15 protein-coding genes are annotated in these 15,456 nt (G+C 71.1%); 9 read left to right on the forward strand and 6 right to left on the reverse strand.

What is annotated here, in order from left to right:
- On the forward strand, window positions 1-368 hold a 368-nt coding region (locus tag PU704_RS12210), incomplete at its 5' end, for a superoxide dismutase (RefSeq protein ID WP_277551536.1).
- Between the two features lie 317 nt (window positions 369-685).
- Window positions 686-1,207 carry a hypothetical protein gene (locus PU704_RS12215; protein ID WP_277551537.1) on the forward strand — a complete coding sequence of 174 codons (522 nt, stop codon included), beginning with the start codon at window positions 686-688 and terminating at the stop codon, window positions 1,205-1,207.
- Between the two features lie 9 nt (window positions 1,208-1,216).
- On the opposite strand, the gene PU704_RS12220 is transcribed toward PU704_RS12215, so the two are convergent.
- From PU704_RS12220 to PU704_RS12240, 5 genes are read right to left on the reverse strand one after another with little or no spacing between them, the layout of a single operon-like run.
- On the reverse strand, window positions 1,217-2,386 hold the full coding sequence (locus tag PU704_RS12220; RefSeq protein ID WP_277551538.1) for a cysteine desulfurase family protein: 1,170 nt from the start codon (window positions 2,384-2,386) through the stop codon (window positions 1,217-1,219).
- A gap of 2 nt (window positions 2,387-2,388) precedes the next feature.
- Complete coding sequence (nadC, locus tag PU704_RS12225) at window positions 2,389-3,300, reverse strand: carboxylating nicotinate-nucleotide diphosphorylase (RefSeq protein ID WP_277551540.1); 912 nt, start codon at window positions 3,298-3,300, stop codon at window positions 2,389-2,391.
- Complete coding sequence (locus PU704_RS12230; protein ID WP_277551541.1) at window positions 3,294-5,105, reverse strand: L-aspartate oxidase; 1,812 nt, start codon at window positions 5,103-5,105, stop codon at window positions 3,294-3,296. The genes nadC and PU704_RS12230 overlap by 7 nt, the downstream gene beginning before the upstream one ends.
- Window positions 5,102-6,397, reverse strand: a complete 1,296-nt coding sequence (nadA, locus tag PU704_RS12235) for a quinolinate synthase NadA (RefSeq protein ID WP_075871854.1) — start codon at window positions 6,395-6,397, stop codon at window positions 5,102-5,104. Before nadA ends, PU704_RS12230 begins: the two co-directional genes overlap by 4 nt.
- Entirely contained in the window at window positions 6,394-7,101 is a 708-nt protein-coding gene (locus PU704_RS12240) for an NUDIX hydrolase (protein WP_158041212.1), read from the reverse strand. The genes nadA and PU704_RS12240 overlap by 4 nt, the downstream gene beginning before the upstream one ends.
- Window positions 7,102-7,367: 266 nt before the next feature.
- Here PU704_RS12240 and PU704_RS12245 point away from each other — a divergent pair, with 266 nt between their 5' ends.
- Window positions 7,368-8,012, forward strand: coding sequence for a DUF6318 family protein (locus tag PU704_RS12245; RefSeq protein ID WP_139318487.1), 645 nt, complete (start codon window positions 7,368-7,370; stop codon window positions 8,010-8,012).
- 187 nt (window positions 8,013-8,199) lie between these two features.
- Window positions 8,200-9,096: a PKD domain-containing protein gene (locus tag PU704_RS12250; protein ID WP_255396187.1), complete on the forward strand. Its 897-nt coding sequence runs from the start codon at window positions 8,200-8,202 to the stop codon at window positions 9,094-9,096.
- 63 nt (window positions 9,097-9,159) lie between these two features.
- Here PU704_RS12250 and PU704_RS12255 read toward each other — a convergent pair whose 3' ends face one another.
- Window positions 9,160-9,915, reverse strand: coding sequence for a FadR/GntR family transcriptional regulator (locus PU704_RS12255; RefSeq protein ID WP_075871853.1), 756 nt, complete (start codon window positions 9,913-9,915; stop codon window positions 9,160-9,162).
- A 107-nt stretch (window positions 9,916-10,022) separates the two neighbouring features.
- On the opposite strand from PU704_RS12255, the gene PU704_RS12260 reads away from it, so the two are divergent.
- The 5 genes from PU704_RS12260 (at window position 10,023) to PU704_RS12280 (ending at window position 15,393) form a co-directional block, all read left to right on the forward strand.
- A complete protein-coding gene (locus PU704_RS12260; protein WP_075871852.1) occupies window positions 10,023-10,934 on the forward strand; it encodes a proline iminopeptidase-family hydrolase in 912 nt (303 codons plus the stop codon).
- 81 nt (window positions 10,935-11,015) lie between these two features.
- Window positions 11,016-12,428: an APC family permease gene (locus tag PU704_RS12265; RefSeq protein WP_277551543.1), complete on the forward strand. Its 1,413-nt coding sequence runs from the start codon at window positions 11,016-11,018 to the stop codon at window positions 12,426-12,428.
- A gap of 41 nt (window positions 12,429-12,469) precedes the next feature.
- Window positions 12,470-13,390 (forward strand): acetamidase/formamidase family protein, encoded by a 921-nt coding sequence (locus PU704_RS12270; protein WP_277551544.1) that lies wholly within the window; start codon window positions 12,470-12,472, stop codon window positions 13,388-13,390.
- 237 nt (window positions 13,391-13,627) lie between these two features.
- Complete coding sequence (locus PU704_RS12275) at window positions 13,628-14,008, forward strand: hypothetical protein (protein WP_277551545.1); 381 nt, start codon at window positions 13,628-13,630, stop codon at window positions 14,006-14,008.
- 26 nt (window positions 14,009-14,034) lie between these two features.
- Entirely contained in the window at window positions 14,035-15,393 is a 1,359-nt protein-coding gene (locus tag PU704_RS12280) for a M4 family metallopeptidase (protein WP_277551546.1), read from the forward strand.
- The last annotated feature ends 63 nt before the right edge of the window (window positions 15,394-15,456 follow it).

Genomic DNA, 15,456 nt, shown 5'->3' on the forward strand with positions numbered 1-15,456 from the left:
CCCCGGAGGGCGGCGACAAGCCGACCGGTGAGCTGGCCGCGGCGATCGACGACCACTTCGGGTCCTTCGACGCCTTCCGCGCCCACTTCACCTCCGCGGCGACCACGATCCAGGGCTCCGGCTGGGCGATCCTCGCCTTCGAGCCCATCGGCGGCAACCTCGTCATCGAGCAGATGTACGACCAGCAGAACGGCGTGCCCGTCGCCACGATCCCGCTGCTGCAGCTGGACATGTGGGAGCACGCCTTCTACCTCGACTACCAGAACGTCAAGGCCGACTACGTCAAGGCCTTCTGGAACATCGTGAACTGGGCCGACGTCCAGCAGCGCTTCGAGAAGGCGCGCACCGGAGGCACGTCGATCGTCTGATCCCCACCCCGCTCGGTCGGCGCGGAGCGCGCCGCCCACCGCGAGCAGGACCCCCGGACCGCACGGTCCGGGGGTCCTGTGCTGTCTGCGCGGCCCCGGCCGGGCCCACGGACCCCGGCCGGGCTCCGCCTCTCCCGCCGGAGGCGGCGCCCCGCGGCCGGTCGTCCCCGGGCGCGGCCGCACGGCCGGGCATGTCGTCCCATGTCATGGCGGGGTCACAGGTCGATCACGGAACTCGATCCACCCCCGCCCATCCATTAGCGTTCGGAAAGGCGCCGGGGGAGCGGCGCCGGGGACCAGGGGAGACGGGGCGGCACATGCAGAAGGTCATCGCGGTACTGGCGGCCCTGGCGGGGGTGGCCCTCGGGGCGGCGGCGCCGCCGTGGGCGGACGCGGGACTGCGCGAGGACGGCACGGGGTTCGTGACCGGGAACGCCGTCCGGGCCGCGCTGGGCTGGGACGACGCGGCCCTGCGGGCCGAAGCCCCGTCGCTGGAGTTCGTCGCCGAGTCCGAGTCGGTCACCGGCATCTCCTGGTCGTGCGTCCACACCGGGACGGCGGAGGTCGTCCCGCAGCGGACGGACCTGGTCGTCACCGAGTCCCGGGCGGTCACGAGCCGGCCGCAGACCACGTGGTGGGGGACGGTCACCGGCTTCCGGCTGCAGGGCTTCGACGGCCGCGGCGCCTCGAGTGCCGTGCCCGAGGGGCCGGCTCCCGGCTCCTGTCCCACGGGTCCGTGGTCACCGGTCGAGGGCAGCACGCGGACCGTGGAGACGACCGGCGAACCGGTGCTCATGGTGCGCCACGACGGGGCGCAGCACCCGGTGCCGGTGGGCTGAGCCGCGGGCTCAGCCGTGCGGGGAGCCCAGTCGTCGCACGACGTCCCGCGTGGCCGCGACGATCCCGTCCACCTGCTCCGGCGTGATGTCGGCGGAGAGGGTGAAGCGCACCGCGGTGGTGGCGACCTCCGGCGGGTAGCCCATCGCCGTGAGCACGTGCGAGGGCGCGGTGTCCCCGGCCGAGCAGGCCGACCCCGAGGAGACGAGCAGCCCCCGCGACTCCAGGTCCACCAGGACCGTCTCGCCGTTGACCCCGGGGAAGCAGAAGGACACGTGCCCGGGCAGCCGGGACTCCGGGTGCTCCCGCGGGTCGGGGCCGGTCAGCAGGGCCGTGGGCACCTCGGCCAGGACCCCGGTGATCAGCCGGTCCCGCAGCCCGGCCAGGCGCACCGCCTTCGCCGGCCGCTCCTCGGCGGACAGCCGCAGGGCCGTGGCGAGACCGACGGCGCCCGCCACGTCGGAGGTGCCCGAACGCCGGCCGCGCTCGTGCCCGCCTCCGCTCATCAGGGGGCGCAGGGGCGTGCCCCGGCGCACGTAGAGCGCTCCGACGCCCTTCGGCGCCCCGATCTTGTGCCCCGCGAGGCTCAGCGCCGCCACGTCGAGCGCTTGTACGTCCAGCTCCAGCGACCCGGCCGCCTGGACCGCATCCGTATGGAACGGGACTCCCCGTGCCCGAGCCACCGCAGCCAGCTCGGCGACCGCCTGGACCGCACCCGTCTCGTTGTTCGCATACATCACGGATACCACCGCCGTGCCCGGACGAACAGCCCCGGCCAGGTCGGCGGGGTCGACGAGGCCCTCGGCCGAGACGCCCAGCTCGGTCACCTCGAAGCCGTCCCAGCGGGCCAGGTCGCGCCCGGAGTCCAGCACGGCGTGGTGCTCCACGGCGCTCGTCACCACGTGGGTCGTCGAGGCGTCCCGGTCCCGGCGGGCCAGGGCGATGCCCTTGACCGCCAGGTTGTCCGCCTCGGTCCCCCCTGAGGTGAGGACCACCTCCGCGGGCCGGCAGTTGAGCACCTCGGCCACGGCCTGCCGAGCCGCGTCCAGCCCGGCCCGTGCCCGGCGGCCCACCTCGTGGTGGCTGGAGGCGTTGCCGAACTCCTGGGTGAGGTAGGGCCACATGGCCTCCAGGACCTCACGCCGCACGGGAGTGGTCGCGGCCGCGTCGAGGTACAGCACGGTCAGCCCTCCCGGACGTCCAGGACGACGTCGAGGCCCAGGTCCAGATTGCGGGCCGAGTGGGTGAGCGCGCCCACCGAGATGACGTCGACCCCGGTGGCGGCGATCTCCCCGACGGTCTCCAGACTCACCCCGCCGGAGGCCTCCACCGTCGCGCGGCCGTCGATGATCGCCACGCCGCTCACGAGGTCGTCCACCGAGAAGTTGTCCAGCAGCACGGTGTCCGCGCCTCCGGCCAGTACGGCCTCGATCTGGTCCAGCCGGTCGACCTCGACCTCGAGGTGCACCGTGTGGGGCAGACGACGGCGCAGCTGCCGCAGCGCGCCGGTCAGGTCGGTCCCGTCGGCGGTGAGCAGCGCCAGGTGGTTGTCCTTGGCCATCACGGCGTCGGAGAGCGAGTGCCGGTGGTTGTGCCCGCCGCCGCTGCGCACGGCGTGCTTCTCCAGCGCCCGGAGCCCCGGGGTGGTCTTGCGGGTGTCCGCCACCCGGGTCCGGGTGATCGTGCCGGGCGGGAGGTTCGCCGCCTGCTCGACGCGGGAGACGGTCTCCTCGACGGCGGCGACGTAGCGGGCCGTCAGCGTGGCGATCCCGCACATCCGCTGGGTGATGTTCAGGGCCACGCGCTCGCCGGTCAGCACGGACCGGGCGGGGCCGGCCACCACGGCCAGCGTGTCCCCCGCGGCGAAGGAGTCCCCGTCGGCGGGAATCAGCTCCACGGCCACGGCAGGGTCCACGGCGGCGAACGCCGCGGCGAAGACCTGGCCGCCGGAGAAGACGCCGTCCTCGCGCGCGACGAGCTCGGCCCGCGCGAGGGCGGTGGCGGGAATGAGCAGCTCGGACGTGATGTCGCCCCAGGGCGCGTCCTCGGCGAGGCCCCGTTCCACGACCTCGGTGATGGCGGCTCGGGTCAGCATGCGGAGATCCTCTCGAACATGTCGTTGTGCGTATATGAACTCGGAGTGGGCAGATGGCCGTTGCGGGGTGCCGACCGCGCCCGGCGCCAGAAGGTGCGCCCGGCGCGGGCGGGCTCGGGAACCGGGCAGTCCTCCCGGAAGTGGGCGCCCCGGGACTCGGTGCGGTGCAGGGCCGCGGCGGCCACGGCGCGTCCCACGGTGAGCAGGTTCCGGTCCTCGACCGCGGGGCGGGAGAGCGCGCCCGGCGGCCGGAGCGCGGCCAGCCGGTGGACCAGCGCCTCGAGGCCGGAGCCGTCCCGCAGGACGCCGGCGCCGGCCCACATCGCGGCCTGGAAGGCCTGCCGGTCGAACGGCACGCCCGCCCCGGCGGGGTTCGGCAGGGTCAGCACGCCACCGGGCGCGAGCCGGGCGGGGTGCCGCCGGACACCGCGGGTCGGAGCGGGATGCGTCCGGTCGGTGCCGTCGGCCCGGAGGTCCGCGGTCGCCGCGGCGCCCGCCCGGGTCGGGCGCGGCCGGGTCCAGTGCGGCCGACGGACGTCGTCGGGCCGCAGGTCCCCGGCCAGGGCCTCGGCGGTGCGGGCGCCGAACACGGCGCCCTCCAGCAGCGAGTTGGAGGCCAGCCGGTTGGCGCCGTGCACGCCCGTGGCCGCGCACTCGCCCACGGCGTACAGGCCCGGGACGCTCGTGCGGCCGCGGTCGTCGGTCGCGATCCCGCCCATCAGGTAGTGCGCCGCCGGGGTGACGGGCACCGGTTCCCGGGACCAGTCCAGGCCGTGCGCCCGCACGGCGGCGTCGATCGTGGGGAAGCGGCGCGCCAGGTGCTCGGCGGTGTCCGGCTCCGCGTGCCCGGCGCCGGCCGGAGCGGTCATGGCGGTGCAGTCGAGCAGCACCGGCACGCCTCCCTGGGCGAGCGACCGGCGGACGATCTCCCGGGCCACCACGTCCCGCGGGGCGAGCTCGGCGAGCGGGTGCGCGCCCTCCAGGAAGCGCCGTCCGGTGGCGTCCCGCAGCACCGCCCCTTCACCGCGCACGGCCTCGGAGACCAGGAAGCAACCGGGAGCGGCGAGGGCGGTGGGGTGGAACTGCACGAACTCGAGGTCCGCGACGACGGCTCCCGCGCGCAGGGCCGCGGCGATGCCGTCGCCCGTGGCCACCGCGGGGTTGGTGGTGTGGGGATAGAGCTGCCCGGCCCCGCCGGTGGCCAGCACCACGGCGTCCGCCCGCAGCTCGCGCAGCCGGTCGCCGTCGAGGACGAGCGCCCCCCGTACGCTCCCGTGGTGGTCCGCGACCAGGTCCACGAGCATCGTGTGCCGGAGGACGTCCAGGCGCCCGGAGGCCTCGGCGTCCAGCGTCGCCGCCACGAGGGCGCGCTGGATCTCCCGCCCGGTCGCGTCCCCGCCGGCGTGCAGGATGCGGGGCACGGAGTGGGCACCCTCGAGGCCCTCGACCCACGGGGAGTCCGGGCCGTCAGCGCGGTCGAACGCGACGCCGTGCTGCACCAGGGCGGTGATGGCGGCGGCCGAGTCCTGCACGAGCACGCGCACGGCGTCATCGTCGCAGGTGCCGGCCCCGGCTCCGAGGGTGTCCCGGACGTGCAGGGCCACGGAGTCCCGGGCCTGCCCGCCCGGCAGGTCCGCCGTCATGGCGGCGATGCCGCCCTGGGCTCGGACGGTGTTCGTCTCGTCCAGGACGTCCTTGCTCAGCAGCACCACGTCGAGCCCGCGGCCGGCGGCCGCGAGGGCGGTGGTGAGCCCGGCGATGCCGCTGCCCACCACGAGCACGCGCGGGAACGGGGGCGCGCTCACCGCGGAAGCGCCGCCAGCATGCGCTCGAGCGCCACCTCGGCGTCCCGGGCGGTCGCGGCGTCCACCGCGATCCGGTTGATCACCCGGCCGGCCACGAGCTCCTCGAGCACCCAGGCGAGATAGCCGGGGTGGATCCGGTACATCGTGGAGCACGGGCAGATCACCGGGTCCAGGCAGAAGATGGTGTGCTCGGGGTGCTCGTCGGCGAGCCGGTTGACCAGGTTGATCTCGGTGCCGATCGCGAAGGTGCTGCCGGGCTCGGCGGCCTCGACCGCCTTGCGGATGTGGTCCGTGGAGCCGGACTCGTCCGCGGCGTCGACCACGGGCATGGGGCACTCCGGGTGCACGATCACCCGCACGTCCGGGTGCTCGGCGCGGGCCTGCTCGATCTGGGCCACGGTGAAGCGGCGGTGCACCGAGCAGAAGCCGTGCCACAGGATGACCTTGGCGTCGGCCAGCTGGTCCGCGGTGCTGCCGCCCAGGTCGTGGCGGGGGTTCCACATCGGCATCTGCTCCAGCGGGATCCCCATGGCCTTGGCGGTGTTGCGGCCCAGGTGCTGGTCCGGGAAGAAGAGCACCCGCCGGCCGCGCTGGAACGCCCACTCCAGCACGGTGGCGGCGTTGGAGGAGGTGCAGACGATGCCGCCGTGGCGGCCGCAGAACGCCTTGAGCGCCGCGGACGAGTTCATGTAGGTCACCGGGATCACGCTCTGCCGACCGTCGTCGTCGGTCTCCCCGAGCACGTCCATGAGCTGCTCCCAGGCCTCCTCGACGGAGTCCTCGTCGGCCATGTCCGCCATGGAGCAGCCGGCGGCGAGGTTGGGCAGGATCACGGACTGGTGGTCGCCGGAGAGGATGTCGGCGGTCTCGGCCATGAAGTGCACGCCGCAGAAGACGATGGCCTCCGCCTCGGGGCGGCTGCGCGCGGCGCGGGCCAGCTGGAAGGAGTCGCCGAGGAAGTCGGCGTGCTTGACCACCTCGTCGCGCTGGTAGAAGTGGCCGAGCACCACCACGCGGTCGCCGAGGGTGGCCTTGGCGGCGGCGATGCGGCGGTCGAGCTCCTCCGCGGACGCCTGCTGGTACTCGGCGGGGATGACCGGCTGGGCGGGCGAGCCGGCGGGCACGGCGTCGTCCTGGGACGCGCCGGGGCCGTAGCCGGCCGAGACGGTGGGGGCGAAGTCCCACGGGCTCGTCCCGAGGGCGGTGCTGCACGTGCTCGGGGCCGGGGTGGCGCCGGGCAGGTTCGCGGGCTTCTCGGTCAGCAGGTCGATGCGGGTGGCGACGGAGGTCATGTCTGCTCCTGGGTGCTGCGGCCGGCCGGGGTGCGGTCGGCGAGGTCGAGGTCGGAGTCGTGGCGGTAGAGCCGGGGCGGGCGGTGCCGGGTGCCCTCCAGGCGGGTGCCGGTGTCGAGGACGGCGCCGGAGGCCAGCACCTGGCGCCGGAAGTTGGCGGGGTCCAGGACGGTGCCGAGGATGGCCTCGTGCACCTCCCGGAGCTCGGCGAGGGTGAACGTCTCGCCGAGGAACGAGTGGGCCACGCGGCTGTAGGTGATCTTGTTGCGCAGCCGGTAGATCGCGTAGTCCACGATGTCGCTGTGGTCGAAGGCCAGCGGCGGCAGGTCCGCCACGCGCATCCACGTGACGTTGAGGTCGACGTGCAGGTCGGCGGCCTGGTCGGCGCGGATCGAGGCCCAGTAGACGATCGAGACCACCCGTTCCTCGGCGCTGGCCGAGCGGGTGAGCCCGCCGAAGGCGTAGAGCTGCTCGAGGTAGCCCGGTTGCAGGCCGGTGGTGAGCTGCAGGGAGCGGGCGGCGGAGGCCTCGAGGTCCTCGTGCTCCTGGAGCGGTCCGCCGGGCAGGGCCCACATGCCCCGGAAGGGGTCACGGATGCGGCGGACCAGGGGCAGCCAGAGCTCCTTGCGGCCGTCGGGTCCGGTGTCCCGGGCGGCGAAGATGACGGTCGACACGGCCAGGGCCACGTTCTGCGCGGTCAACATCACCTCCAAGCACCTCGAACCTTCAGGTTGCAGTGACTATAACACCGTTCTGGTCAGTCTGACGTTAACGGAGCTGTGACCATATCGCTCCTGACCAGGCCGCATGCAAACGCGTCTTGATTGCCTCCACAGGGGTTGCTCGAGCACAGCGCGCGCGGTCTAGCATCTGACCCATCCGACCGGGGCGTCCGGCCACGGCACAGCGAAGCGGGGAATCCATGGTGCGGTCCTGTCCACTCCCGGCGGCAGCCGGCGGAGCCCTCCTCGTGGCCCTCGTCCTCACCGGCTGCGTCCCCGACGACGACGGCGCCGCGGCGTCGCCTTCCAGCCCGGCATCGGCAGGTGTCGCCGCGGAGGAGACGGGCGGTGGTTCGCCGCCACCGTCGTCCACGTCCGGCCCCGCCGACGCGTCCGCCGAGTACGTGCCCGCCTCGCTGGACGGGCCGGCGCAGAACGTGCCGAAACCGGTCATGCCCGAGCTCGCGCGGGAGGAGTCCCGGGAGGGGGCGCAGGCATTCCTCGACTACTGGTCCGACGCGATGTGGTACGCGAATCAAACCGGCGATACAACGTATGTGCGTGCCATAGTGAGTGAATCGTGTGAAGTGTGTATCGACCAGTTCAATGTAGTCGAAGATGTTTATGAGCAAGGGGCGTGGTTTGTCGGAGGCAGGGAAAGCATATTATTGCAGGAATCGGTTATCACACCAACGAGTGACGGAGTTTACAAGCCTATTGCTTTGTCTGATTCCGAAGGCATAAAGCTGGTTGAACAGGGGCGGGTGACTTATGAGGCTCAGCCGCGAACGGGGAAGGGAGATCCATTTCCGATCTACCTTGACTTCGACCAGGATGCTTGGATCTACATCACTGCGGCAAATATGCCCGGAGTAGGCGTGTCAGATGAATAGACCTTTTCATGTCTGGGTTCTCTTGATGGGCCTCATGTGTATTCCTGTCGATTTAGCCTCGGCGAACTCTGCACCTCCGTCAGAACTGGCAGATCGAGTATCTCGGGCAGGGAGCGGTCATTCCGTTCCCAGTCAGCGCGGCGTAGACCTGTCGAGGGAGACGACGGCTGTTGCGGACGGAAATAAGATGAAATTGGAAGTCAGAATCGAGGAGGGGCCCCCGGTTGTCGCCGACAGCAGCGAAGAGGCCGTAGTCGCAGTGGGAGCCGGCCCGGTCGCCTATGACCCCGACGAAGATCCTGCCTTCCAGAAAGCGCTCCGCCAGTACCTGAGCGACCAAGGGATCGACCGGCCGTTCAACCCGGACACGATCGCGCAGTCGAAGTCGCAGACGTTCGGCCTGCAGAACCCGTGCACCAACCGGAGGGGCGCGGTCCTCGACGACTGCCTCGCCGAGCGGGTCTGCACCACGGACGGGGGTGGCGAAGGCGTCTACATGAACGTCGTCGTGCGCCAGGGGGAGGGCCCCAGCACACCGTGGGGAGAGCCCATGTGCGTGGCGGCCGCCGAGGCGGAGGGCGACGAGGAGATCGTGGAGCTGCCGACCTTCACCCTGCAGGATTTCAGGACGCTCGCCGTCGCGCCTGCGGCCAGCGCGGTCCAGCCGGCGCCGGACACCTTGAAGGGCATGCACACCAATGTCTACGCGGAGGCCCAGGGCCAGCAGTTCGCGACCGAACTGGGTGGTTTCCCCGTGCAGGTGCGTGCCGTCCCGGTGCAGTACGCCTGGGACTACGGGGACGGGGGCGCGCTCGGGCCCACCGAGCTGAGCGGCGCCCCGCTCGAAGAGGGGGCGTGGGACGTCGAGACCGACACGAGCCACGTCTACACCGAGACCGGGGACTACGCGGTCACGCTGACCACCTGGTTCTACGGCGAGTACTCCGTGGCGGGTGGGCCGTGGTTGCCCGTGGCCGGGTTGAACGACGTCGCGAGCGCCCCCGTCCCGATCAGCGTCTGGCGCTCCACGGTGCGCAACTACGCGGACGACTGCCTGCAGAACCCGCAGGGCGCCGGCTGCTGATTCCAGATCCGAGACGGGTCGCCGCCCCACGGCCGGATCACCGCGGCCGTGGGGCGTCCGCTGCTAGGCCCGCGCGCGGAAGCGCTCGAGCAGGTCGAGGTCGATGCCCGCGTGCCGCCGCGCCAGGTGCCCGGCGGCATCGGCGTCACGGGCGGTGATCAGTGCCACCAGCTGTTCGTGGTCCTGCAGGGCGCGCTCTTCCATGTCGGCCTGGTCCTGAGGATCGCCCCACAGGTGCACCGGCGCCGAGAGGGCGAGCTGCTGCTCGGCCCGGAAGAGGATGTCGGCCAGCACCGGGTTGCCGGCGGCCTCTGCGATCGCGAGGTGGAGAGCGGCGTCGGCAGCCTGCTTGGCGCGCCCGGACGGTGCGGCGCGGAACTCCTCGAGCCGCTCGTGCAGCAGGTGCACGTGCTCCTCGGTGCGGTTCTCGGCAGCGGCGCGCACGATCGTGTCCTGGAGGCGGCACATCGCATCGGAGGCGTGCACCAGGTCCTGCCAGGACGTGCCCAGGACACGGACCGCGACGTCGCGGAACTGCTCGTGGGAGTTGCCGGTCTCGGCCACGAAGGAGCCACCCGTCCTGCCGAGACGCTTGATGAGCACGCCGGTCTCCTCGAGCTGGGCCATGGCCTCGCGGAGGGTGGCCCGGCTGACTCCGAGGGTCTGCGCCAGGTCACGCTCGGGGGGCAGCTTGGTGCCAGGAAGGTACTGGCCGACCGCGATGGCAGTGATCAGGCGCTCGCGGACCGCGTCCGCTTTGCACTGCGGGGCCAGTGGCCTGTCCAGGGGGCCGGGGGCGCCCGGGCTGGATCCGGTCATGCCACCTCTTTCAGGGCTCGATGCTCGACGGAACACAGATTTAACAAAAAGGTCTACTTTTCAGACCTTTTGGTGGCTACGATGACCGCAACGAAAGGAGGGACGCTGTGTCTGTTGTCACCTCACTGGACGTTCCGTTCACCGACGGGTCCACCTGGGTCCAGGTTACGACCCCGGATGCTCCCCGACCGGGGGCCCTCCCACTGGTCGTCCTGCATGGAGGGCCAGGCTTCTGTCACGACTACCTGCGCAGCCTCTCCGCGCTCGCGGACGAGACCGGCCGGACGGTTGTCCTGTACGACCAGTTCGGGTGCGGCCGATCCTCCCACCGCCCGGAAGCTTCCCCGGACTTCTGGACTCCCCAGCTGTTCGTGGACGAGTTCTTCACGGTGATCGATCATCTCGGTCTGGAGGCCTACCACGTGCTCGGGCAGTCCTGGGGCGGGATGCTCGGGGCCGAGATCGCCGTGCGTCGTCCCCAGGGCCTGGCAGGTCTCGCAATCTGCAACTCTCCGGCCTCCATGGAGCTGTGGGCGCAGGCGGCTGAGCGCCTGCGGGCCGACCTGCCCGACGACGTCCGCACTGCGCTGGAGTCCCACGAGGCGACCGGGGCCTTCGACCACCCTGACTATGTCACGGCCACCAAGGAGTACGACCGCCGCCACGTGCATCGGACGGCGGAGGTGCCCGAGGACTATCTGGACTCGGAGCGCCTCGTGGAGCAGGACCCGACCGTCTACCACACCATGAACGGCCCCAACGAGTTCCATGTCATCGGGACCCTGCGGAACTGGTCGATCATCGACCGTCTTGCTTCCGTCGACGCGCCCACTCTCGTGGTCGCCGGGGAGTTCGACGAGGCAGCTCCCGAGACGTGGGCACCGTTCGTCGAGCGCATCCCAGATGTTCGTTCGCACGTGTTCGCCGGGGCGAGCCACTGCACGCACCTCGAGCAACCACAGGAGTTCCGGGCGCTGATCGCCGAGTTCCTGAAGGAGCACGACGCGCCCCCGGAGTGATCCTCCGCCCGTTGCTCAGCGGTTCTCCGCACACCTCTTCCTGTTCTTCCTCGTACTCCTCCTCTGTTCTAGGAGCCTGCCGTGTCCGAACCCGTCATCTCCACCGCGCTCTCCTCGCAGCAGCAGCTCGAGCGCCTGGGCTACAAGCAGGAGCTCAGCCGCTCCGTCACCACCTTCGACCTCCTCGTCTACGGCCTGATCTTCATGGTTCCGATCGCTCCCTGGGCGATCTTCGGCACCGTCTACAACGAGGCCCAGGGCATGGTGCCGCTGGTCTACCTCGTCGGACTGGTCGCCATGATCTTCACGGCGCTGTCCTACGCCCAGATGGCCAAGGCCATCCCGCTCGCCGGATCCGTCTTCTCGTACGTCGGCAAGGGGATCCACCCCAACCTGGGCTTCTTCGCCGGCTGGCTCATGCTCCTGGACTACCTCCTGGTGCCCACGCTGCTGTACGTCTTCGCCGCGGAATCCATGATCGGCATCTTTCCCGGCAGCGAGCGCTGGATGTGGGCGCTGCTCTTCGTGGCCGTCAACGTGGTGATCAACATGTCGGGAGTCAGCTCACTGAAGTGGATGAACCGGGTCTTCCTCGTCATGGAGCTCGCCTTCATCGTGGCCTTCTTCGTGATCGGCATCCGTGCCCTGACCGACGGGGCGACTCCGGGCTCCTCGTTCAGCATCACGCCGCTGTGGGATCCCGCGACCGTCAGCGCACCGCTGCTGGCCACGGCCCTGTCGATCGCCGTGCTCAGTTTCCTCGGCTTCGACGGGATCTCCACCATGGCGGAGGAGTCCACCGGTGGACGCGGCTCCGCCGGCCGCGCCATGGTCCTCGCCCTGGTCATCGTCGCGACCCTGTTCATCACCCAGACCTGGCTGGCCAGCCTGCTCGCCGGGCCGTACCAGCCCATCCCCGAGGACAGGGTCGGCAACGCCTTCTTCGACATCATCGGCACCATCGCCTCCACCCCGGTGATGAACGCGTTCTTCGTCTGCAACGTCCTGGCGGTCGGCATCGCCAACGCCATGGCCGCCCAGGCCGCCACGAGCCGTCTGCTGTACTCGATGAGCCGTGACGGCCAGCTGCCGAAGTTCCTGCGGCACATCAACAGCCGCAAGGTCCCCAGCTACGCGATCCTCTTCGTCGGCGGTCTCTCTGCCGTGCTCGTGCTGTTCTTCGTGGGCCAGATCAGCCTGATCTCCTCCATGGTGAACTTCGGCGCGCTCACCGGATTCCTGCTGCTCCACCTGTCCGTGGTCGTCTTCTGGATCGGCCGGCGGAAGTCCCGGAACTACCTCGTCCACCTGGCCTTCCCGGTGATCGGGTTCGCCATCATCGGCTACGTCCTGCTCAACGCGGAGACCCAGGCCAAGATCGCGGGGCTCGTGTGGATCGGGGTGGGCGCGCTCGTCTCCGCCTACTACCGCAGGACCGGGCGCAGCACCGAGCTCGCCGAGGACCACGAGGACATCACCGTGTCCAGCCACTGACGCCCACGACGACGACCCCTCAGCACGAAAGGCACCCTCTCATGGACCACTTCCTCAGCAAGGCGCACGGCCGAACCTCCTTCTCCGCCGAGCACGAACCGGTGCTGCGGGTCCGTCCGGGCACGGGCGAGGTGATCGGGTTCGAGACCAATGACGCCGAGTACGAGGAGATGGACCGGTTCAAGGACCTCGACAAGGTCACCACTCCGTTCAATCCGGTCACGGGCCCGGTCCACGTCGAAGGAGCGCAGCCCGGTGACGCGCTCGCCGTCACGGTGCACGGCATCGACTTCAAGGAGTACGGCTGGTCGGTGTCCATCCCGGGTTCCGGGGCGCTGACGGACGTGATGGGCGAGGAGATCTTCACCCGGAAGATCCCCATCGACGAGGCCGGCGCTCACCTGACGGACACGCACGTGGTTCCACTGGCTCCCATGATCGGCTGCATCGGCACCGCTCCCGCGACCGGGGGCAACGACACCGTGATGCCGTCCTACGCGGAGGGCGGGAACATCGACATCACGGACGTCGGGCCGGGATCGACCGTCTACCTGCCCGTGCGGGTGGAGGGGGCGTACCTGTTCATCGGAGACCTCCACGCCGTGATGGCCCAGGGGGAGTCGACCTTCGTGGCCATCGAGACCGAGGGGGTGGCGAAGGTCAGCGTCGACGTGGTGAAGGACCTGCCGCTGCGCGCACCGCGGATCGAGACGGCGACCGAATGGATCTTCGTGGGCATCGGAGACACGGTGCAGGAGAGCATCAAGCGCGGTTACGAGGACGCGTTCTGCTTCCTCACACAGGAGCACGGGTTCAGCAAGGAGGACACGTACGTGCTCATGAGCGCCACTGTGCACTCCCAACTGGGTGGGCCCACGGGATCGCAGGACCCGGACCCGCTGCACCCCTTCCAGGCGATCGGCAGCGTGACCATCCACCGGGTGCCCAAGAGCATCCTCTGAGTTCCCACGGCGGGACAGGGCGCCGGCTGCTGATCCGCGCGGCGGCTGTTGGGCCGTCCGACCCGAGTGGCACGATCGGTGCACAGCGGTTCCCGGCCCCGCCGACGAACCGGTGACCGGCCCCCGGACGGACGCCCGGGGGCCGCCACGGCGACGCAGTGGTGCCACGGGTGGCGAGGTCCAGTGACCGGCAGCCGCTCCAGCACTCCTGTGCCACAGGAGGAAAGGGGTGGGACGGTGGCGATCTCCGGTACCTGGGTGCTCCACTACAGCTGGGGCTGCACCGGGAACTACGGGCGGACGAGCCTCGACTTCCGAACCGAGGGCACCTTCTCGGGCGGCGGCTTCTCGGGTTCCTGGCGGCAGCTGGACGGGATCCTGCTGCTCCGCTTCACCGACGGGCCGGCCCAGTACGGCGGGACGGTCACCGGCCGTGTGGGCACGGGCGCCATGTCCACCCTCGACGGTTCGCTGAACGGCTGCTGGTACCTGATCGAGGAGGGCGCGGCGGAGCCGTCGGACCGCGGCGCCGAGCAGCCCGCCGACGTCGCCGGCCGGAGGGCCGAGCCCGGCGAGGCCGCACCCGGCGAGCTGGACGCCGCGGGGAACCGGATCTGATGCGCGAGCGTCGGGAGGAGAGCGCGATGCAGCACGCACACGGAGCCCTCTGCGGTGTCATTCCGCCGTTCGTGCACGAGCACATGGCCGAGCACGGTGACGAGCAGACCCGCAGGAACGCCTTGTCCGCCCTGTCCGTGGACACGACCGTCCGGGCCGAGCGGCTGATCACCGATCTGACCGCGGGCGGTGTCGTGGCGCGAGTGGCGGCCCACACGGGGCGCACGGTCCACACGGCCCGCAACACCGGGGAACTGCCGGGCACGCCGGTGCGCTCCGAGGGGGAGCCGCCCACCGGGGACCTCGCCGTCGACGAGGCGTACGACGGGCTGGGTGCCACGGTCGACCTGCTGCGCGAGGTCTTCGGGCGCCACTCGCTCGACGACGCCGGCATGCCGCTGCTCGCCACGGTCCACTACCGGGAGAGGTACAACAACGCGGCCTGGGACGGTCGGCAGATGATCTTCGGCGACGGGGACGGCCAGTACTTCAACCGCTTCACGGCCGCTGTGGACGTCATCGGCCACGAGCTGGGCCACGGTGTCACCACGCACGAGTCCGACCTCCTGTACATGCACCAGGCCGGGGCGCTCAACGAGCACTTCTCCGACGTCATCGGGGCCATGGTCAAGCAGTACGTCGCGGTGCCCCGGCAGACCGCCGCGGAGGCCGACTGGGTCATCGGGGCCGGGCTGTTCACGAGCGCCGTCAACGGCGTCGGCCTGCGCTCGATGAAGGCGCCCGGAACGGCGTTCGACGACGCCGTGCTCGGCAAGGACCCCCAGCCGGACCACATGTCCCGTTTCGTGGAGACGCTCAGCGACAACGGCGGCGTGCACATCAACTCGGGCATCCCCAACCGGGCCTTCTACCTGGCCGCGGCCGGGCTGGGCGGATACACCTGGGAGAAGGCCGGTCGCATCTGGTACGCCGCGATGCGGGACCTCGAGCTGCGGCGCCTGCGCCGGGTCGCCCGCTTCCAGGACTTCGCGCGGCTCACGATCAAGCACGCCGCCGCGCTGCACGGACCCGCCGAGCGGGCGGTGGTGGAGGGCGCCTGGCAGCAGGTCGGCATCGCGGCGGAGATCGCGCCCGCCGCGGAACCGGCCGCGGACGTGTGGGTGCTGCACTACAGCTGGGGCTGCACGGGCTCCTACGCACGCGCGTCCCTGGTGTTCCACGAGGACGGCTCCTTCAGCGGTGATCTCACGGGCAGATGGCACCAGCAGGACGGCACGCTGCTGCTGCGCTTCGACGACGGTCCGGCCCAGTACGCCGGCACCCTGGCCGGTGACGCCGCCACCGGTGCCATGTCCACCTTCACGGGGGCGGACGGGTGCTGGCACCTGACCCGGCAGGGTGCCGCGAGTAGACTCGGGAAGTGATCCGGCCCGCGCTCGCCGGCCCTCCACGGGGAGGCGCCGGGCCCCATCCGCGTCCGAGGAAGG

Source organism: Kocuria oceani (genome assembly GCF_029524215.1).
In the GTDB taxonomy this organism is placed as follows: Bacteria; Actinomycetota; Actinomycetes; order Actinomycetales; family Micrococcaceae; genus Kocuria; species Kocuria oceani.

Excerpts from the sequence above, each read along its gene's own strand:
- PU704_RS12255 (WP_075871853.1), bottom strand. The coding sequence starts at position 9,915 with ATGACCGGATCCAGCCCGGGCGCCCCCGGCCCCCTGGACAGGCCACTG.
- nadC (WP_277551540.1), bottom strand. The coding sequence starts at position 3,300 with ATGCTGACCCGAGCCGCCATCACCGAGGTCGTGGAACGGGGCCTCGCC.
- PU704_RS12280 (WP_277551546.1), top strand. The coding sequence starts at position 14,035 with ATGCAGCACGCACACGGAGCCCTCTGCGGTGTCATTCCGCCGTTCGTG.
- PU704_RS12250 (WP_255396187.1), top strand. The coding sequence starts at position 8,200 with ATGAAATTGGAAGTCAGAATCGAGGAGGGGCCCCCGGTTGTCGCCGAC.
- PU704_RS12270 (WP_277551544.1), top strand. The coding sequence starts at position 12,470 with ATGGACCACTTCCTCAGCAAGGCGCACGGCCGAACCTCCTTCTCCGCC.
- PU704_RS12215 (WP_277551537.1), top strand. The coding sequence starts at position 686 with ATGCAGAAGGTCATCGCGGTACTGGCGGCCCTGGCGGGGGTGGCCCTC.
- nadA (WP_075871854.1), bottom strand. The coding sequence starts at position 6,397 with ATGACCTCCGTCGCCACCCGCATCGACCTGCTGACCGAGAAGCCCGCG.
- PU704_RS12240 (WP_158041212.1), bottom strand. The coding sequence starts at position 7,101 with ATGTTGACCGCGCAGAACGTGGCCCTGGCCGTGTCGACCGTCATCTTC.